The sequence below is a fragment of the Sphingomonas sp. RS2018 genome, assembly GCF_054489605.1.
This window is the reverse complement of record NZ_JBTMWL010000001.1, coordinates 89,046-106,826: the sequence shown is the minus strand read 5'-3', so window position 1 is coordinate 106,826 and position 17,781 is coordinate 89,046. Positions and strand designations below refer to the sequence as shown.

Genomic DNA, 17,781 nt, shown 5'->3' with positions numbered 1-17,781 from the left:
CATAACCCGCTGCGTGGCGTTCGACCTCATCCTGCTGATCGGCGTGATCGCGGCGTTCGCGGCGCAGGCGCGGCGCATCGGCCGGCTGGAGCGGATGATCGAGCAACTGCGCGACCTGCCGGCGATACCGGCGGACTCGCCCGCGGTCCGGCCCGCCCGCCCGCCCGCCCGCGTCGTCGAGCGACCGACGCTCGCCGCCGAAGTCGCCGCGCTGCGGGCCGAACCGCCCGAACCGGTCGGGCTACCGGAGCCGCCAGTCGATGACACCCCCGCCACCGAACGCGGATCGGTGTTCGAATCGATGGTCGGCGGGCGCCTGCCGATCTGGGTCGGCGGCGCGGCGCTGGTCGTCGCGGGCTTCTTCCTCGTCCGCTATTCGATCGAGAACGGGCTGATCGGGCCGGTCGCCCGTGTCGCGCTGGCAGCGCTGTTCGCCGCCGCGCTGATCGCCGGCAGCGAGATCGCGCGCCGCCTGCCCGCGACGCGCGACGATCCGCGCGTGGGGCAAGTGCTGGCCGGCGCGGGCGTCGCCAGCGCCTATGGCACGCTCTACGTCGCAGTGGCGCAATATCATCTCGTCGGCGCGGTGGCGGGGTTCGGGGTGATGATTGTGATCACGGCCGGCGCACTCTTCCTCGCGCTCCGCCACGGCCCGCCGACCGCGGTGATGGCGCTGATCGGCGGGTTCGCCGCGCCACTGGTCGCCGGGTTCGATGCCGCCGGGGTGGGCGCGCTGCTCGGCTATCTGGCGCTCTTCATCGCCGCGCTGTTCGCGCTGGCGGCGCGGCGCGGGTGGAGCTGGCTGGCGATCGCCGCCGTGGTGGCGGGGTTCGGCTGGGCGAACCTCGTCGTCGTGCTGCTCGACGGGCGCGGGGCGGCGGGGGTGGCGGCGTTCGTCGTTGCGCTGGCGATCGCCGCGACGCTGGCGCTGCCCCGCACCGGTCCCGTCCAGCGCTGGATGCGGATCGCGCCGATGGCGGCGGGGCTGGTGCAGATGCTGGTGCTCGCGCCGACGCTCGACTTCTCGGCTGTCGCGTGGAGCTTCTACCTCGTCCTCGCCGCGGCGGCAGTCGTGCTGGCGGTGCGGGAGGATACGCTGCTGCCCGCGCCGGTCATCGCGGCGGCGTTACTGGTCGTGCTGGTGGCAGCGGCTGGAGTTGCGGCGGACAATCGCTCGACGACGTTGCTCGCCGCATTGGCGGCGACGCTCGTCACCGGCGGCGCCGGGCTCGCCCTCTCGCGACGCGCGCGCCAGTGGGCGGCCGCCGCCGTGGTCGGGCTGGCCGGGCCGGTGCTGGCGCTGCGCATCGTCGCAGACGACTGGATGGCGCCGGCCGCGTGGAGTGTCCCGACTCTCGCCGCCGCGATAGCGCTCACCGTGCTGGCATGGCGTCACCGCGACCGGATCGGCGTGCGCGACATCGGATTGATCGGCGGCAGCGTGGCGGCAGGCGTGCTGGCCGGCGTCGCGCTCACGACGATGGCCGGGATGGATTGGGCCGGCGTCGCGCTGGCGCCCGTGCTGGTCGCGCTCGCGTGGTGGAGCAGGCGCGTCGACGACGCCGATATCGCGCGCCTGCCGGTCGTGGTGGTTGCGGTGCAGGCCGTGCTCGCCTTTCCCGTCATCGCCGACTTCGCGCTTCTGCTGTCGCAGTCGCTGGGCGGCGATCGGCTGTCCTATCTGCTGTTGCCGGACCTGCGCGACGCGGTGCGGATGATCCTGATCCCGGCGGGCGTGGCGGCGGCGGTGCTGGCGTGGCCGCGCAGCTACGGCGACCGACGGCATGACGTCACCGTCGCGCTGGCCGTCGCTGCGGTCTTCGTCGCCTACGCGCTCGTCAAGCAGCCCCTTGCGATCGGCGACGCCGCACGCTTCGCGGCGCTCGGCTTCGTCGAGCGCGCCGCCATCACGCTGGTTTTCCTCGGCGCAGGCTGGGCGCTTGTTCAGCGAACCCGCTTCGTACGCAGCGGCTATGGCCTGATCGGGATCGCGCTCGCCCGCTTCGTCTGGTTCGATGGGCTGATCCTGTCGCCGGTGCTCGTAGCGCAGGCGGTGGGCGGAGTGCCGGTACTGAACGCCGCCGTCGTCCTGCCTGCGCTGATCGCCGCGGCGTGCCTGACGCTTCCCTCCACCCGCGCTCTGCGTATCGGCGGGCTCGTCGCCATCGCCATCGCCGTGGTCGCGGGGGTGCGGCAGATCGCGCACGGAACTATCCTGACCGGCGGGATGGAGGGGGGCGAGACCTGGGGCTATTCGGCGGCGCTGCTGCTGCTCGCCATCGCGTGGCTGACCCTCGGGTTGCGCCGCCGCGACCGGCAACTGCGCGTCGCCGCGCTCATCCTGCTGACGCTCGTCACCGTGAAGGTGTTCCTGATCGACGTCGCGGCGCTGGGCGGGCTGCTGCGCATCCTCAGCCTGATGGGGCTGGGCGTCGCGCTGATCGGGATCGGCTGGGCCTACAACCGCATTGTCGCGAAGCCTCACGGCAAGCCATAGTGGTCGGCGAGCCGGTCGAGCGCCAAGCCCAGCACCAGCTTGCCGGCGCGCGCGGGCCAGGACAGCGCCTTCTCCGTCGCGGCCAGCCCCTCGCCCGCGCATACGACGCGCCACAGAACGTCGGACAGGCCCGGCCCGACCGCGGCGACGGCGGCGTCGAAGCGGCGCTTGGCGGCGATCCCGGCCAGCGTCGGATCGAGCGCCGGCCCGCGCCCGCCGCCGCCGGGAGCCGCATCCCAACGCATCGTCACGCGCGGGCCTAGGGAGGCCGTCTCGTAGTCCATCCGCAGCCGCTCACCCGCCTCGTTCTGCCGCGCGTCGATATGCCCGCGCGCATTTAGCCAGGCGAGCGGCGATTCGGCCAGGTTGACGGTCACCCGCCGCCCGCCGGCGCGCACCGGCCCCGCCCGTGCATCGACCAGCCCGCGCTCCACCAGATCCCGCATCGTCCTGCCTCCATCTCGATTCGTGCGAGCCTTGCCATGACGCTCGGCTTGTAGGACAGAGTTCACCAGATCGGTTCAAAGGAGAGGGCGATTGATAACCGCGATCCGCGAGGTTCGTCGCGCGAAGGGCATGACTCTGGACGATGTCGCGCGCGCCTGCTCGCCGCCGACGACGGCGCAGACGATCGGCCGGCTGGAGACGGGCACGCGCACCGTGTCGGTCGGCTGGCTGAACCGGATCGCCGACGCGCTGGGCGTCACCGCGGGCGATCTCGTCAGCCTGCCCGACCGGCCCGACCTGCCCGTCGCCGCGATCCTCGACGCGAACGGCGTGCATGCGCCGCGTAAGACCGCGGTGCTGGCGATGCCACAGGCGGCGCCGGGCACGGTGGCGGTCACCGTCGAGACCAGCGTCGGCGACTATCGCGCGGGCGACGCGATCTGGTGCGAACGGCTTGCCCCCGACGCGTTCGGCGCTGCGCTCAACCGCGACGTGCTGGTGCCGCGCCCCGCCGGTCGCTTCCTGTTCGCGCGGCTGATCGGACGGGAGGGGGAGCGGCTGCATCTGCTGCCGATCGGCAGCGGCGCGCGCCAGCAGGTGGTGAATGCGCCACCGTGGATCGCGCGCGCGGTGCGACTGGTGCGGCCGCTTTAGCGATATCGGGTTTGCGATGGTGGGCGCTGACGGGTTCGAACCGCCGACCTACTCGGTGTAAACGAGCCGCTCTACCAGCTGAGCTAAGCGCCCCACGCCATCGCGAAGGCGGTTTCCCTAACCGCCTGCCCGCGATCCCGCAACCTTCGCGTCCGGCCGGCGACAGACCCGCCCGGCGGACGGCGTCGAAATAGGCGATCATGCCCTGCCGCGCGGTTTCGGTCAGCGCGACATGCGCGCGGCGGCGGTCGCTGCGGTCCGCCTGCCGCTCGAACAGCCCGGCCTCGACCATCGTGCCGATCCAGCGCAGCGCGGTCGTGCCGGGCACGGCGGCGGCGATGCACAGGCTGGATACGGAGACGCGACGGTTCTCCAGCTCGGCGGCGAACAGGTCAAGCAGCATGTCCCATGCCGGGTCCGCGAACAGGTCGCTGCGGAAATGGCCGGCGCGAATGCGGCGGGCGCGGATCAGGTTGCGGACCAGCGCGGCGTCCACCGGCGCAGGCTCGATCGGCGCGACGGTCGGTTCGGGGCGATAGCCGGTGCTGGTGTCGCGCAGCGGCGTGACACCGGCCGGCAGGTCGTCGGCCAGCCGCAGCAGCGTCTCGGCGAACCGACTGACCTCCAGGTTGATGCGCCGGCGGCGCTCGTCGTCGGAGCGGGAGGCATCGTGCAGCCGCCCGCCGCGCGGCAGCATGGCGAGTGCGACGACACGGTCGGTGATGCTGGCGTCGATCATCATCCGCGCCGACAGTTCGGGCGCCACCGCCCAGGCCGCATCGATCTCCGCCGCGCCGCCGGCGATGCACAGGCCGGCGTGGCGATCCGCCGCTAGATGCGCGATCGGCGGCAGTTTGTGGGCGATGGCATCGGGCGCGCATCCGCTCAGTTCCAGCAGCACGCCGTCGATGCGGCATTGCCGCCGCAGCCGGTCGGCGGCGTCCGCCAGCGTCACGGTATCGGCGACCCGTCCGCCGACATCCGCCACCGCGGCTGCCGCGCCCATGGCATCCGCCGGGCCGTCCGCGACGATCAGGAACAGGCGGTCGTCGTCATAGGTCGCGTCGTGCATGGCAGGCCCCGTCGTCGGCGAGTTCGTCATCTGTTCCGACTATGGAAATGATCCGTTTCGGACCAGTGCCAGAACGGTCCGGATCGGACCCGGTCGGGCGCCGTTGCCTCCGCTACGGTTCTACCGCTTTAGCACCGGCGCCGATCAATCGAGCGACTTGACGATATCCTCGACCATCTTCTTAGCATCGGCCAGCAGCATCATGGTGTTGTCCATATAGAACACGTCGTTGTCGACGCCGGCATAGCCGACCCCGCCCATGCTGCGCTTGATGAAGAGGACGGTCTTCGCCTTCTCCACATCCAGGATCGGCATGCCGTAGATGGGGGAGGTCTTGTCGGTCTTCGCGGCCGGGTTGGTCACGTCGTTGGCACCGATGACGAAGGCGACGTCGGTCTGCGCGAACTCGCTGTTGATGTCCTCCAGCTCGAAGACGTCGTCGTACGGCACGTTCGCCTCGGCCAGCAGCACGTTCATGTGCCCGGGCATGCGCCCGGCGACCGGGTGGATCGCGTATTTCACGCGGACGCCGTGTTCCTTCAGCTTGTCGCCCATCTCGCGCAGCACGTGCTGCGCCTGCGCCACCGCCATGCCGTAGCCGGGCACGATGATGACCTGCTCGGCCTGCTGCATCAGGAAGGCGGCGTCCTCCGCCGACCCGCGCTTCCACGGCCGCTGCTCCTTCGCCTCGCCGCCGGTGCTGGCGGCCTCCGCGCCGAAGCCGCCGGCGATGACGCTGACGAAGCTGCGGTTCATCGCGCGGCACATGATGTAGCTGAGGATCGCGCCCGACGATCCCACCAGCGCGCCGGTGATGATCATCGCGGTGTTGTGCAGCGTGAACCCCATCGCCGCCGCCGCCCAGCCCGAATAGCTGTTCAGCATCGACACGACGACCGGCATGTCCGCGCCGCCGATCGGGATGATGAGCAGGAAGCCGATCGCGAAGCTGAGCAGCGTGATCGTCCAGAATACCCACGGGCTCTGGTCCTGCGTGAAGTACGCGACGAGGCCGAGGATCGCGGCCAGCGTGCCGAGATTGATGACGTGGCGCGCCGGCAGGATGATCGGCTTGCCGCCCATGTTGCCGTTGAGCTTCAGGAAGGCGATGACCGAGCCCGAAAAGGTGATCGCGCCGATGGCGATGCCCAGCGCCATCTCGATCCGGCTGACGGGATCGATGACGATCAGCGGCGGACCAAAGATCGGCTGAATACGGCCGGCGATCCCGAACGCTTCCGGGTTCAGATAGGCGGCGGCGGCGACCAGCACCGCGGCCATGCCGACGAGGCTGTGGAAGGCGGCGACCAGCTGCGGCATGTCGGTCATCGCGATGCGCTTTGCGGTGACGAGGCCGATGACCGCGCCGATCGCGATCGCGGCGAGGATTTCGATGACGGCGACGGCGTCGATCCGCGCGTAGAGCGGACCCGTCGCGGCGATCGCGCCCGACGGGTCGGTCAGCACCAGTCCGACCGCCTGCATCGGCACATGCGTTACCAGCGTCGTGACGACGGCGATGCCCATGCCGATCATGCCGAAGCGGTTGCCGCGCTGGCTGGTGCCCGGCGACGACAGGCCGCGCAGCGCGAGGATGAAGCAGACGCCCGAAATCAGATAGGCCAGCGCCACCCAGGGATTGACCGCGACATGTTCCATATTCTCAAGTCCCCCGACGACGCCCGGCTCTACCGTGGCGACGAAATCAATGCTTGGCGGCAGCGGCCGGCCGGTCCTTCTTCTTGTACATCGCCAGCATCCGCGCGGTGACCGCAAAGCCCCCGAAGATGTTGACGCTGGCCAGCACGACGCCCAGCAGCCCCAGCCACTTCGACGACGATCCGCTGGCTCCCAGGCCCGACGCGGCGCTCGCGATCAGCGCGCCGACGATGATGACCGACGAAATGGCATTGGTCACCGCCATCAGCGGCGTGTGCAACGCCGGCGTGACCGACCAGACGACGTAATAGCCTACGAAACAGGCCATGACGAAGATCGACAGGATCGCGATGAAGTCCATGATGCTTCCTTCAATCCTCCCCGGCACGGGGAGGGGGACCGTCCGAAGGACGGTGGAGGGGGCGGGCCGCAAGCGCGCCGATGGCGTCGGCCACCGCATGCGCGTCACGAAGGACGTCGGCCGCCGGGACCCGGATCAGGCGATAGCCGTTGTCCGCGAGGAAACGATCACGCACGCGGTCGTGCCCGATCGCATCGGGCTGGGCGTGCACCTCGCCATCGATCTCGACGACCAGCCGCGCAGCGGCGCAATAGAAATCGGCGACATAGGGCCCGATGGGATGCCCCCTGCGGAATCGTGAACCGGTGGCGCCACCACGGAGATGTCGCCACAACAGCACTTCCGGATAACTCATGTCGCGACGCAGCCGACGCGCCAAGGCGACTTCGGGGCGCAGCATCTGCGGCACGCCCCCTCCACCACGCCCTGCGGGCGCGGTCCCCCTCCCCGTGCCGGGGAGGATCATTGTGCCAGCAACCGCGCGTTGACGACCTGCCCACCCTGCGTCAGCCGCACGGCGTCGCCGATCTCCGCGTCCAGCACCGGCTTGCCCGCCTCCTTGTCCCAGAAAGCGGACAGGAAGTTGAACAGGTTGCGGCTGAACAGCGCGCTCGAATCGGCGGCGAGGCGGGAGGCGACGTTGCGGTGACCGACGATCTTCACGCCGTGGCGCTCGACGATCTCGCCTGCCACCGCGCCCTCGACGTTGCCGCCCGCTTCCACCGCGAGGTCGACGATGACACTGCCGGCGCGCATCGTTGCGATCTGCGCGTCGCTGATGAGGCGCGGGGCGGGGCGGCCGGGAATCAGCGCGGTGGTGATGACGATGTCCTGCTTGGCGATGTGCGCCGATACCAGCTCGGCCTGCGCGGCCTGGTATTCGGCGCTCATCTCGGTCGCATAGCCGCCCGATCCCTCGCCCTCGATGCCGGCGACGTTCTCGACGAAGATCGGCTTGGCGCCCAGCGACAGGATCTGTTCCTTGGTCGCCGATCGCACGTCGGTGGCGGACACCTGCGCACCTAGCCGGCGCGCGGTCGCGATCGCCTGCAACCCGGCGACGCCGACGCCCATCACGAAGACCTTGGCCGCGCTCACCGTGCCGGCGGCGGTCATCATCATCGGGAAAGCGCGACCATATTCCGCCGCGGCGTCCAGCACGGCGCGATAGCCGGCGAGGTTCGACTGCGACGACAGGATATCCATCGACTGCGCGCGGGTGATGCGCGGCATGAACTCCATCGCCAGCGCCTCGATCCCCATCGCCGCATAGGCATCGACGCGCGCGCGCTCGCCGAACGGATTGAGCCCGGCGACCAGCCAGGCGCCGGGCTTGATCCCGGTCAGGCTGTCGGGCGTCGGCCCCTGCACGCCCAGAACGATGTCGGCATCGGCCAGCACATCGGCGCGCGACGCCACGACGGCACCGGTGTCATTATAGGCCGAATCGGCGATCGACGCAGTCGTGCCTGCGCCCGTCTCCACGGCGACGGTGGCGCCCAGCGCGGCGAATTTCTTCACCGTCTCCGGCGTTGCCGCCACCCGGCGCTCGCCGTCGGCCTGTTCCCGCAGGACCGCGATCTTCACCCCCGCGCGCCCCTTAACCGGCGATCAGGAAGACGACGCCCATGCCGATCAGGAAGCAGGCGACCGCGCCCCACTTCAGCATTCCCATGACACTGTTGTAGGTCGCGACATGCGCCTGCATCTCTTTTTGTTCGGCCATCATCGTCCCTTTGAAACTATCGTTCGGCATCGTCTTAGCTACTGCGTGCGCGGCGCTCAAGTCCGCGTCCTTAATGTCCCGTGACGGGACGATTAAGTCAAACTTCACCCGCTCTTCCTATTGACGTGGAAGTGCAACGAACGGGTGGGACGATAGCTACATGACGCGAAGTGGCCAGCGCCTGTTGATGCTGATCGACGACGAACCCGCGCAGCGCCGCCTGATCGCCGCCATCGCGGGGCGGCGCGGATGGCGGACCATCTTCGCGGGCGATCCCGACGTGGCCATCGCGCAGCTCGGCACGCCCGACGGCATGGCGCTCGACGCGATCCTGATGGACAATTGGTCGGGCGACCTGGACGCGGCTTCGCTGATCTCGGAGCTGCGCGCGCGTCGCCCGGCGCTGCCGATCCTGATGCTGACCGCCAACAATTCGGTCGCCGCCGCGGTCGGCGCGATGCGCGCGGGCGCGACCGATTTCCTGGTGAAGCCGATCGGTCCCGAACGCCTGCTCGCCGCGCTGGATGCGGCACTGGGCGAGGCGGGGCGCGGCGAGCTGCGCCCGCTGACCGAGAAACTGCCCGCCACGCTGGCGTTCGAGGATATCGTCGGCGCGGCCCCGCAGTTCCGCGCCGCGCTCGCCATCGCGGCGAAGGCGGCGCGCGCCCGCGTTCCCGTGCTGATCGAGGGCGAGAGCGGCGTCGGCAAGGAGGTCGTCGCCGACGCGCTCCACGCCGCCTCGCCGCGCGGCAAGAAGCCGATGATCTGCGTCAACTGCGCCGCGATCCCCGCCAATCTGGTCGAGAGCGAGCTGTTCGGGCATGAGAAGGGCGCCTTCACCGGCGCGTTCGAACGCAAGATCGGCCGGTTCGCCGACGCCGACGGCGGCACCATCTTCCTCGACGAGATCGGCGAGATGCCGCTGGAGGCGCAGGTCAAGCTGCTGCGCGTGCTCCAGTCGGGAGAAATCCAGCCGCTGGGCGCGCGTCACGCCAAGGAAGTCGACGTCCGCGTCATCGCCGCGACCAACAAGACGCTGGCCGACGAGGTCGAACAGGGGCGGTTCCGCGAGGACCTCTATTACCGCCTGAACGTCGTCCAGGTCACGATTCCGCCGCTGCGCGAACGCCAGAGCGACATCGCCCCGCTGGCGCGCCACCTGCTCGGCCGCATCGCGACGCAGCCCGGGCTGCGCCCGCTCGGCATCACCGACGACGCGCTGTCGCTGCTCGTCCAGTACGACTGGCCCGGCAACGTCCGCCAGTTGCAGAACGCGCTCTTCCGCGCCGCCGTGCTGTGCGACGGCGATGCGCTGACGAAGTCGGACTTCCCGCAGATCGCGACACTGGCTGGCGCGCGCGAGGCGCCGATCGGCAGTGCGGCGTCGCTGGCGGGAGCGAGCGGGGTGACGTTGTTCCGCGCCGACGGCAACCTGCGCGCACTCGACGAGATCGAGGCCGACGTCATCCGCCTCGCCATCGGCCATTATCGCGGCCGCATGACCGAGGTGGCGCGGCGGCTCGGGATCGGGCGCTCGACGCTCTATCGCAAGCTCGGCGAACTCGGCATCGACCAGTCGTCGGCGGCGTAGCCTATCGGACCGCGCGTAGCGTCGCGCCCACGTCCGCCGGCACCTCGATATAGATCGATCCGGCCTCGCCCTCGGCCGTGTCGGCGTGCCCGTCGTCACCCGGTTGTACGCGGTGGTCGCCAAACCGCGGCGGAAGTCGGCGTAACTCTTCCCGCCTGCGCGTCTGCGATACGCTTCAGCGACTTGAGAGCTATCAAGCAAAAAGTGAGTGGGCCGCAGAACGTCCGCAATCGCCCAATTGCGGACATTCGGCTCATATGCTCCACTCGCCCCATGGGCCCGTCCAACTACGCCAGAGCTGTGTTCGCTACTTTGGCGGCATCGACGTTCCTCGGCGGCTGTAACCGGCCCGTTTCCGACCCCAAGCAGCTCAAGGCGATCTACTCCGAGGCTCAAACCCTGATGAGGACGCACGCAACCCGACATCCGGGTAACGGCAGGGATGTCCCAAGGGAACAATGGCCAACCACTATTTCAAACCTTCATCCTGAGAATGTGACGGTTCACTCCTCAGGCGTCGGTATCCTAGTGAAAGCCGGGTTCGATGGCGGCTACGGCTACGAGGTGCCACGCACCAAAGCAGGCCTGTCGATGCCCGCCGCTTGCTACTCTAAACCCAGCCCAGGTGTGTTCTGGCATGGCCCGTGCTGACGACCGCAACCGCCCAGTTGCAGACATTCGCGGACGAAGTAGGATTGCTCATGGTAATCGCGCTAAAGCTCCTGGTTGTAGCCCAAACCGCTTTCTGGGCGTGGGCCAGTTGCAAGACATTCGCGCGAGCGAGGGCGGTCATCGCGGAGACCTCTCCTTCTAGACCCCTATCCTATGTTGCCGGGCATTGGCTTCTGGTCGCGCTCTTCGCGGCCTTTGCGGTCGGCAGTTTACTAGGCTTGCTCGGCTTCGGTTAATCGTCCGATTTCCACCACGATCGGACATTCGCCGTGTCGGCACCCCACACAGTTCGGCACTCAGTTGAACCGAGAATAGAGCGGCAAAACCTCGGTAACTTAGAATTCTGGTGTCGTAGCCTCTATGTTTGTGGGCGTCGATCGCCCGGACGGCGACTGCGAGGATGGCGACAAGCCGCCGATCCGTTGGCGCGAAAGCGCAGGCCGGGCGATGGCTCCCGCTTGAGATGGTCGTGCGGCTGGGGCAGAATCGCGCCATGCAGGATTTCAGCGGCCGTACCGCGCTCGTCACCGGTGCCGCATCGGGCATCGGCCTCGCCACCGCGACGATGCTGGCGGAGCGGGGCGCGGCGCGGCTGGTGCTGGTCGACGTGGATGCCGACGCGCTCGCCGCGATCGACCTGCCGGCGACGCTCGACCTGCTGCCCGGTGATATCCGCGACGAGGCGTTCTGGAGCGAGACGGTCGCTCCGCGGCTCGGCGGTCTCGATCACGCCGTTGTCAATGCCGGCATCGCCGGCGCGGCGCCGATCGCGGATCACGACTTCGCCGAGTGGCGCCGCATCCTGTCGGTCAATCTGGATGGCGCGTTCCTGACGCTGCGCGCGGCGATGCGCGCGATCGGCCCGCGCGGCGGCAGCATCGTCACGGTCGCGTCGGCGGCGGGGTTGAAGGCCGAACCGGGCGTCGCCGCCTATGGCGCGTCGAAGGCGGCGCTGATCCAGCTGACGAAGGTCGCGGCGAAGGAAGGCGCGGCCGACCGGATCCGCGTCAACGCCATCGCGCCGGGCGGGGTGACGACGCCGGTGTGGGACACTGTGCCCATGTTCGCGGATCGTGCGGCGGCGATCGGCCGCGACGCCGCCTTCGCCGAGCTCGCCGCACTCGCTACGCCGCTCGCCCGCTATGCGAGCGCGGAGGAGATCGCCGGGCAGATCGGCTTCCTGTTGTCCGACGCTGCGGCGTCGATCACGGGCAGCGTGCTGGTCAGCGATGGCGGCTACATGCTATGACGGTGGCGTAACGACCCTGCGGGACCCACCCATGCCTGCCACCATCGCGCTATATACCGGCATCGCCTTCGCCATCGTCGCGGTCGTCCGATCCTTCCGTGCCGTGCCGATGCTGCGCCACCTCCAGCTGGCGATGGCGCTCACGGCGGGGCTGTTCGGCATCGCGACCTGGCACCCGACTGGCGATTCGCGCTGGCTGGTGGGCGGCGTGCTGTTCTTCGGCGCAGGCCTGCCCGGCTGGCTGGCCGGCAATCGTCGCAGCCTGACCATCGCGGCGCTCGTCGTCGGACTGCTCGCGCTGGCGCTGTTCGGCATGGCGATGGCCAATCCGATGGCGTTGCGCGCCGCCTGACGGGAGGCTCTCAAGCCACCGAAAAAGTCAGCCCCGCATGCGCTGCCAGCCGGTCGCGCAGCACGCCGGCCATCAGCGCCCCCGGCGTCCAGATGCCGCCATCGCCGCCCACGTCCTTCACCAACGCGATCGCCGTCTGCGCGATCATGCGGCTGGTCGAGCCATAGCCGGGATCGCGATCGCCCGTGACGGTGGCGGTCAGCGTGCGGCCATCGGGATACTCACCGATGAACATCAGGTCGTAATGCCCGCTTTCGCGCTCCTCCTTCGACGGGCCTTCGCCGGGCTTGGGCCCCTTGTCGCTCGCCAGCGGGTTCAGCTTCGCCATCGCCTCGGCCGCCGCCTTGCCGATATCGCCCAGCCCCGGCGCGACCATCATTTCGTCGTAGCGGAAGTCGGCGCCGTACGGATGACCCAGCAGCGCGTTGGTGCGGTGGACGTTCTTCGTGTTGATCGCTGCCATGATGAATGGCGTCACCCACGCCCCCACCGCCGCGTCATATTCGGGCATCAGCCCCTTGGGCTGCGACGGCCCTTCGAAGCCGGGCGTCAACGCGAAGGGATCGATCATCAGGCGGAAGATCGACGGGTCGGTCGCGCTGGCCGCCAGCGTCGCCTTCAGGCTCGCCGCGGTGCCGCCGGAAAACCCGCCCTTCATCGACCGGACGCGCCCTTTCACGCGCGGGGCGGGGATGCCGAACCGCTCGATCGCCGCCTGCTGGAGCGTCCACACGCCCAGGTCGAACGGGATCGAATCGAACCCGCAGGAAAACACGATGCGCGCCCCGCTCGCCTTCGCGGTCGCCTCATGCGCGTCGATCATGTGCCGCATCCACGCCGGCTCGCCGCACAGGTCGACATAGGCTGTGCCGCTCGCGGCACAGGCGGCGACCAGCGCGCCGCCGTACAGCTGGTACGGCCCCACCGTCGTCAGCACGACCTGCGTCCGTTCGCACAACGCGGTCAGGCTGGCGGGATCGTCAGCATCGGCGGTCAGGATCGGCACGTCGAGGCCGAACTCGTCGCGAACCGCCGCCAGCTTCTCCGCCGACCGCCCCGCCATCGCCCAGCGCACGCCGTGATCGGCGCCGCCCAGATATTCGGCGACCAGCCGGCCCGTGAAGCCGGTCGCGCCATACACGACGATGTCGAACTCGCTCATTCGCCTCTCCTTTACGTAAACGTTGCCCAACTCCGGCTGGCGCGCAAGGTCGCGCGACCCTAGATGGTCGACACCCTATCCCGTTCGAACAGCGAGCGGATGTTTTCTGGACAGCACACATGGCCGACTACGACTACGACCTCTTCGTCATCGGCGCCGGTTCGGGCGGCACCCGCGCCGCGCGGGTCGCGGCGGCGCATGGCGCGCGCGTGGCGGTGGCGGAGGAATATCGGGTCGGCGGCACCTGCGTCATCCGCGGTTGCGTGCCCAAGAAGCTGCTCGTCTACGGCGCGCATTTCGCCGAGGATCTGAAGGACGCGCGCCGCTTCGGCTGGCAGGTGCCGGACAGCTGCGAATTCGACTGGAAGTGCCTGCAGGAGAATGTCCTGTCGGAGGTCGATCGCATCAACGCCGCCTACACCGCGACGCTGGAAAGCCATTCGGTCGAGATCATCCCCGAGCGCGCGGTCGTCACCGGCCCGCACGGCATCCGCCTGTCAGGCGGGCGCGAGGTGACGGCGGAGCGGATCCTGATCGCGGTGGGCGCGCGTCCGGCGGTGCCGTCCTGCCCCGGCGCCGAGCACGGCATCACCTCGAACGAGGTGTTCCACCTGGACGCCATCCCGAAGCGCGTGCTGATCGCGGGGGCGGGCTATATCGCCAACGAGTTCGCCGGCATCTTCCACCAGTTCGGCAGCCACGTCATGCTCATCAACCGCACCGACGTGATCCTGCGCGGCTATGACGAATCGATCCGCGACCGCCTGCTTCAGATCAGCATGATGAAGGGCATCGATTTCCGCTTCCATGCCGAGTTCGAGGGGATCGAGAAGGGCGAGGACGGCTGCCTGACCGTGAAGATGTCGAACCACGAGCCCGTCACCGTCGACTGCGTGCTGTTCGCCACGGGCCGCGTGCCCAACACCGAGGATCTGGGGCTGGAGAGCGCCGGTGTCGAGCTGGAGCGCGGCGCGGTGAAGGTGGATGCCGACAACCAGTCGACCTGTCCGTCGATCTACGCGGTCGGCGACGTCACCAACCGCGTGCAGCTGACCCCGGTGGCGATCCGCGAGGGTCAGGCGTTCGCCGACACGATCTACGGCAACAAGCCGACACGCGTCGACTACGACTGCATCCCCGCCGCCGTGTTCAGCCACCCGCCGATGGCCGGCGTCGGCCTGACCGAGGCGGAGGCCAAGCAGAAGCTGGGCAGCGTGAAGGTCTACCTCTCCGACTTCCGCGCGATGAAGAACGTGCTGGCCAACCGCAACGAACGCTGCCTCTACAAGATGGTGTGCGAGGCGGAGACGGACATCGTCGTCGGCCTGCACATGATCGGCCCCGACGTGCCGGAAATCCTCCAGGCCGCCGCGATCGCGGTGAAGGCACGGCTGACCAAACAGGCCTTCGACGACACCATCGCGCTGCATCCGTCGATGGCGGAAGAGCTTGTGCTGATGCGGTGAGGTCGAGGGGCGTCGGCGGAACGACGGCCCCGTGCGCAACGCGCACGACCTCATCCCGGCTGGCGGCGCGCAGTGCCGGCCGACGAGTTGCAGGTATCGGATGCCCCGCATCCGATAAATCATGCCGGGGGCATGCTCGGCCTGTAACTGGCTTTGCCCGCGTCCGATGCGTCAGGCCCCATCCCGCAACAGCACGTCAGCCTCGCTACGAACCTCGGCCCCACCCCCACGCCGGGCGATCGTCGCGGTCGCCGCCACGTCCATCGCGACGTTGCCCAGCGTGCGCATGATGTCGGGGAAGGTCTCCACCGCCACCAGCAGCGCGAGCGGGCCGATCGGCAGGCCCATCGCCAGCGCGATCGGCGCGATTGAGGAGACGAAGCTGATCGTGCCCGGCAGCGACACCGCCCCCATCGTCGTCACCGCCGCCGCGGCGATACCGATCGCGATCTGCCCCGCGGTCAGCTGCACCCCGAAGATGTGCGCGACGTACAGCGCGACCGCGAGGTTCATCGCCGGCCCGGTATAGCGGAAGATCGCGACGGCGAGCGGCAGGACGACGCCCGACGTCGCGACCGGCACGCCCAGCTTCTCGGTCGCGCGCAGCATCGCGGGGAGCGAGGCGAGCGACGACTGGGTCGAGATCGCCACCGCCGCCGGCGGCCCCATCGCGCGCAGATATTTGCCGAGCGACAGCCGCCCGCCGATGATCGCCACCGGGAACGCGAGCAGCGTCACGCCGAAGCCCGTCGCGGTCACGATCAGCACATAATGGATCAGCGCCCCGAACGCCGCCGATCCCGCTTTCGCACCGACCGTGAACGCCAGCGCGAATACGCCGAGCGGCGCCAGCCACAACACCCAGCCGATGACGATCAGCATCGTGTCAGCGATCGCCTGGAACACCGCGGTCAGCAACTTGCGCGGAGCCTCGGGCAAACGGGTCACCGCGAAGCCGAACGCGACGGTGAAGACGATCAGCGGCAGGAACTGGTCGTTGACCGCGGCCGACAGCGGATTGGTCGGCACCATGCCGACGATGAAGTCGCTGAACGGCGGCACTGTCCCCACCGTGCCCGCGCTCGCCACCGCGCCGCGCAGCGCCGCCGCCGCGTCGGGCGACAGCGGGAACAGCTCCAGCAGGCCGAACAAAATCGCCGCCGACAGTGCCGACGACACCCACAACAGTGCGATGAACACCGCCAGCGCGCGTGTCGCCAGCTTGCTCGCCTTCGCGGCTTCCGCGGTCGCGGCGATGCCGGTGACGAGCAGCCCGACGACCAGCGGCACGATCGTCATCTGCAATCCGTGCAGCCATATCGTCCCGATCGGCTCGGCGATGCCCAGCAACCACGCATCCGCGGCGGGCGCGGCGTAGGACAGGCCGATCCCCAGCGCGAGGCCCAGCGCCAGCGCGGTCAGGATACGGGTAGCTTGCGACATGCTCGATTCTCCGGTGGCCGGGCGCTATGGCGACGCCAACAACCTCTCACAAGCTGGCGAAACGGCGACGATGGCAAGAAAATATTTCGGTACGGACGGCATTCGCGGCCTGACCAACGGCGCCAACATGACCGCGGAGATGGCGATGAAGGTCGGCATGGCCGCCGGCCGCCACTTCCTGCGCGGCGATCACCGCCACCGCGTCGTGATCGGCAAGGACACGCGACTGTCGGGCTATATGCTCGAAAACGCGCTGGTCGCGGGCTTCACCAGCGTTGGCATGGACGTCGTGCTGCTGGGACCGATGCCCACCCCCGCCGTCGCCATGCTGACCGCGTCGATGCGCGCCGACATGGGCGTCATGCTGTCGGCCAGCCACAACCCGTTCTTCGACAACGGCATCAAGCTGTTCGGCCCCGACGGCTACAAGCTGTCGGACGAGGCGGAGGCCGCGATCGAGGCCGGCATCGACGGCCATGTCGATCTGGCGCCCGCCGCCGACATCGGCCGCGCTCGCCGGGTCGAGGATGCCCGCGGCCGCTACATCCATTTCGCCAAGTCGACCTTCCCGACCGACCTGACGCTCGACGGGCTGAAGATCGTCGTCGATTGCGCCAACGGCGCCGCCTATCAGGTCGCGCCCGCCGCGCTGTGGGAACTGGGCGCGGAGGTGATCGCGATCGGCGTGACGCCCGATGGCAAGAACATCAACGACCAGGTCGGCTCCACCGCACCGCTGACATTGTGCGAGACGGTGGTCGCGTCGGGCGCGCACATCGGCATCGCGCTCGACGGCGATGCCGACCGCCTGATCGTCGCGGATGAAAAGGGGCAGATCGTCGACGGCGACCAGCTGATGGCGACGATCGCCGGCGGCTGGGCGCGGCAGGGGCGGCTGCGTGGCGGCGGGCTGGTGGCGACGGTGATGTCGAACCTCGGCCTCGAACGCCATCTCGCCGCGCAAGGGTTGGGCATGGTCCGCACCAACGTCGGCGACCGCTATGTGCTCGAGAAGATGCGCAGCTCCGGCTACAATGTCGGTGGCGAACAGTCGGGGCACATCATCCTGACCGACTATGCGACCACCGGCGACGGTCTGGTCGCCGCGCTGCAGATCCTCGCCGAACTCGTCCGCTCCGGTGCCTCGGCCAGCGAAACGCTGCGCCGCTTCGAACCGCTGCCGCAGCTATTGAAGAACGTCCGCTTCGCCGGCGGCCAGCCGCTGGAGGACGCGCAGGTCAAGGCGGCGATCGCGGACGGGGAGGCCGAGCTTGCCGGCAAGGGGCGGCTGCTGATCCGCAAGTCGGGCACCGAGCCGCTGATCCGCGTGATGGCCGAGGGTGAGGATGAGGGTCAGGTCACCGCGGTGGTGGATCGCATCTGCGACGTAGTGCGCAGCGCCGGCGCGCGGTGAGATCGGCGGGCGACCG

General features: G+C 69.3%; 16 protein-coding genes, 1 tRNA gene and 1 pseudogene. 8 read left to right on the top strand and 10 right to left on the bottom strand.

All coding sequences use genetic code 11. From position 1 onward, the window contains the following. Nucleotides 1–13 precede the first annotated feature (13 nt). Entirely contained in the window at nucleotides 14–2,497 is a 2,484-nt protein-coding gene (locus ACX40P_RS00550) for a DUF2339 domain-containing protein (protein ID WP_459124353.1), read from the top strand. On the opposite strand, the gene ACX40P_RS00545 is transcribed toward ACX40P_RS00550, so the two are convergent. Then, entirely contained in the window at nucleotides 2,482–2,943 is a 462-nt protein-coding gene (locus ACX40P_RS00545; protein ID WP_459124352.1) for a DUF6456 domain-containing protein, read from the bottom strand. The two genes, ACX40P_RS00550 and ACX40P_RS00545, sit on opposite strands and share 16 nt — an antisense overlap. Nucleotides 2,944–3,034: 91 nt before the next feature. Here ACX40P_RS00545 and ACX40P_RS00540 point away from each other — a divergent pair, with 91 nt between their 5' ends. Then, nucleotides 3,035–3,598, top strand: a complete 564-nt coding sequence (locus ACX40P_RS00540) for a helix-turn-helix domain-containing protein (RefSeq protein WP_459124351.1) — start codon at nucleotides 3,035–3,037, stop codon at nucleotides 3,596–3,598. A gap of 17 nt (nucleotides 3,599–3,615) precedes the next feature. Here ACX40P_RS00540 and ACX40P_RS00535 read toward each other — a convergent pair. Together ACX40P_RS00535 and ACX40P_RS00530 are read right to left on the bottom strand one after the other, a co-directional pair. Further along, nucleotides 3,616–3,691, bottom strand: a tRNA-Val gene (locus tag ACX40P_RS00535). A gap of 181 nt (nucleotides 3,692–3,872) precedes the next feature. Beyond that, nucleotides 3,873–4,001, bottom strand: a pseudogene (locus ACX40P_RS00530) (hypothetical protein); the annotation flags it as partial. Between the two features lie 432 nt (nucleotides 4,002–4,433). Here ACX40P_RS00530 and ACX40P_RS00525 point away from each other — a divergent pair. Continuing rightward, entirely contained in the window at nucleotides 4,434–4,721 is a 288-nt protein-coding gene (locus ACX40P_RS00525; RefSeq protein WP_459124350.1) for a hypothetical protein, read from the top strand. A 93-nt stretch (nucleotides 4,722–4,814) separates the two neighbouring features. On the opposite strand, the gene ACX40P_RS00520 is transcribed toward ACX40P_RS00525, so the two are convergent. The 5 genes from ACX40P_RS00520 to ACX40P_RS00500 are packed head-to-tail and all read right to left on the bottom strand — an operon-like array spanning nucleotide 4,815 to nucleotide 8,416. Beyond that, nucleotides 4,815–6,329 carry an NAD(P)(+) transhydrogenase (Re/Si-specific) subunit beta gene (locus ACX40P_RS00520; RefSeq protein ID WP_459124349.1) on the bottom strand — a complete coding sequence of 505 codons (1,515 nt, stop codon included), beginning with the start codon at nucleotides 6,327–6,329 and terminating at the stop codon, nucleotides 4,815–4,817. A 46-nt stretch (nucleotides 6,330–6,375) separates the two neighbouring features. Beyond that, entirely contained in the window at nucleotides 6,376–6,690 is a 315-nt protein-coding gene (locus ACX40P_RS00515; protein WP_459124348.1) for an NAD(P) transhydrogenase subunit alpha part 2, read from the bottom strand. A gap of 10 nt (nucleotides 6,691–6,700) precedes the next feature. Beyond that, nucleotides 6,701–7,156: an endonuclease domain-containing protein gene (locus ACX40P_RS00510; protein ID WP_459124347.1), complete on the bottom strand. Its 456-nt coding sequence runs from the start codon at nucleotides 7,154–7,156 to the stop codon at nucleotides 6,701–6,703. Continuing rightward, nucleotides 7,153–8,277: an NAD(P) transhydrogenase subunit alpha gene (locus ACX40P_RS00505; RefSeq protein WP_459124346.1), complete on the bottom strand. Its 1,125-nt coding sequence runs from the start codon at nucleotides 8,275–8,277 to the stop codon at nucleotides 7,153–7,155. The genes ACX40P_RS00510 and ACX40P_RS00505 overlap by 4 nt, the downstream gene beginning before the upstream one ends. A gap of 13 nt (nucleotides 8,278–8,290) precedes the next feature. Further along, nucleotides 8,291–8,416, bottom strand: coding sequence for an aa3-type cytochrome c oxidase subunit IV (locus tag ACX40P_RS00500; protein WP_459124345.1), 126 nt, complete (start codon nucleotides 8,414–8,416; stop codon nucleotides 8,291–8,293). Nucleotides 8,417–8,576: 160 nt separating this feature from the next. On the opposite strand from ACX40P_RS00500, the gene ACX40P_RS00495 reads away from it, so the two are divergent. From ACX40P_RS00495 to ACX40P_RS00485, 3 genes are all read left to right on the top strand, one after another. Further along, a complete protein-coding gene (locus ACX40P_RS00495) occupies nucleotides 8,577–10,007 on the top strand; it encodes a sigma-54-dependent transcriptional regulator (RefSeq protein WP_459124344.1) in 1,431 nt (476 codons plus the stop codon). 1,165 nt (nucleotides 10,008–11,172) lie between these two features. Continuing rightward, nucleotides 11,173–11,928, top strand: coding sequence for an SDR family NAD(P)-dependent oxidoreductase (locus ACX40P_RS00490; RefSeq protein WP_459124343.1), 756 nt, complete (start codon nucleotides 11,173–11,175; stop codon nucleotides 11,926–11,928). Nucleotides 11,929–11,959: 31 nt separating this feature from the next. Further along, nucleotides 11,960–12,280 carry a hypothetical protein gene (locus tag ACX40P_RS00485; protein WP_459124342.1) on the top strand — a complete coding sequence of 107 codons (321 nt, stop codon included), beginning with the start codon at nucleotides 11,960–11,962 and terminating at the stop codon, nucleotides 12,278–12,280. A 10-nt stretch (nucleotides 12,281–12,290) separates the two neighbouring features. Here the strand turns inward: ACX40P_RS00485 and ACX40P_RS00480 are convergent, their stop codons facing one another. Next, complete coding sequence (locus tag ACX40P_RS00480; RefSeq protein WP_459124341.1) at nucleotides 12,291–13,442, bottom strand: saccharopine dehydrogenase family protein; 1,152 nt, start codon at nucleotides 13,440–13,442, stop codon at nucleotides 12,291–12,293. A gap of 119 nt (nucleotides 13,443–13,561) precedes the next feature. Here ACX40P_RS00480 and gorA point away from each other — a divergent pair, with 119 nt between their 5' ends. After that, nucleotides 13,562–14,908 carry a glutathione-disulfide reductase gene (gene gorA / locus ACX40P_RS00475; RefSeq protein ID WP_459124340.1) on the top strand — a complete coding sequence of 449 codons (1,347 nt, stop codon included), beginning with the start codon at nucleotides 13,562–13,564 and terminating at the stop codon, nucleotides 14,906–14,908. Between the two features lie 171 nt (nucleotides 14,909–15,079). On the opposite strand, the gene ACX40P_RS00470 is transcribed toward gorA, so the two are convergent. Further along, nucleotides 15,080–16,351, bottom strand: coding sequence for a dicarboxylate/amino acid:cation symporter (locus tag ACX40P_RS00470; RefSeq protein WP_459124339.1), 1,272 nt, complete (start codon nucleotides 16,349–16,351; stop codon nucleotides 15,080–15,082). Nucleotides 16,352–16,421: 70 nt separating this feature from the next. Between ACX40P_RS00470 and glmM the strand changes: the two genes are divergently transcribed. Then, the gene (gene glmM / locus ACX40P_RS00465) at nucleotides 16,422–17,765 is read left to right on the top strand and encodes a phosphoglucosamine mutase (protein ID WP_459125192.1); all 1,344 of its coding nucleotides are present in this window, start codon (nucleotides 16,422–16,424) and stop codon (nucleotides 17,763–17,765) included. Nucleotides 17,766–17,781: the final 16 nt, after the last annotated feature.

Bases quoted from the DNA above. Each gene is read 5' to 3' on its own strand.
- ACX40P_RS00545 (WP_459124352.1), bottom strand. From the start codon at position 2,943: ATGCGGGATCTGGTGGAGCGCGGGCTGGTCGATGCACGGGCGGGGCCG.
- ACX40P_RS00525 (WP_459124350.1), top strand. From the start codon at position 4,434: ATGCGCGATCGGCGGCAGTTTGTGGGCGATGGCATCGGGCGCGCATCC.
- ACX40P_RS00520 (WP_459124349.1), bottom strand. From the start codon at position 6,329: ATGGAACATGTCGCGGTCAATCCCTGGGTGGCGCTGGCCTATCTGATT.
- ACX40P_RS00515 (WP_459124348.1), bottom strand. From the start codon at position 6,690: ATGGACTTCATCGCGATCCTGTCGATCTTCGTCATGGCCTGTTTCGTA.
- ACX40P_RS00510 (WP_459124347.1), bottom strand. From the start codon at position 7,156: ATGATCCTCCCCGGCACGGGGAGGGGGACCGCGCCCGCAGGGCGTGGT.
- ACX40P_RS00500 (WP_459124345.1), bottom strand. From the start codon at position 8,416: ATGGCCGAACAAAAAGAGATGCAGGCGCATGTCGCGACCTACAACAGT.
- ACX40P_RS00495 (WP_459124344.1), top strand. From the start codon at position 8,577: ATGACGCGAAGTGGCCAGCGCCTGTTGATGCTGATCGACGACGAACCC.
- ACX40P_RS00490 (WP_459124343.1), top strand. From the start codon at position 11,173: ATGCAGGATTTCAGCGGCCGTACCGCGCTCGTCACCGGTGCCGCATCG.
- ACX40P_RS00485 (WP_459124342.1), top strand. From the start codon at position 11,960: ATGCCTGCCACCATCGCGCTATATACCGGCATCGCCTTCGCCATCGTC.
- ACX40P_RS00480 (WP_459124341.1), bottom strand. From the start codon at position 13,442: ATGAGCGAGTTCGACATCGTCGTGTATGGCGCGACCGGCTTCACGGGC.
- gorA (WP_459124340.1), top strand. From the start codon at position 13,562: ATGGCCGACTACGACTACGACCTCTTCGTCATCGGCGCCGGTTCGGGC.
- ACX40P_RS00470 (WP_459124339.1), bottom strand. From the start codon at position 16,351: ATGTCGCAAGCTACCCGTATCCTGACCGCGCTGGCGCTGGGCCTCGCG.
- glmM (WP_459125192.1), top strand. From the start codon at position 16,422: ATGGCAAGAAAATATTTCGGTACGGACGGCATTCGCGGCCTGACCAAC.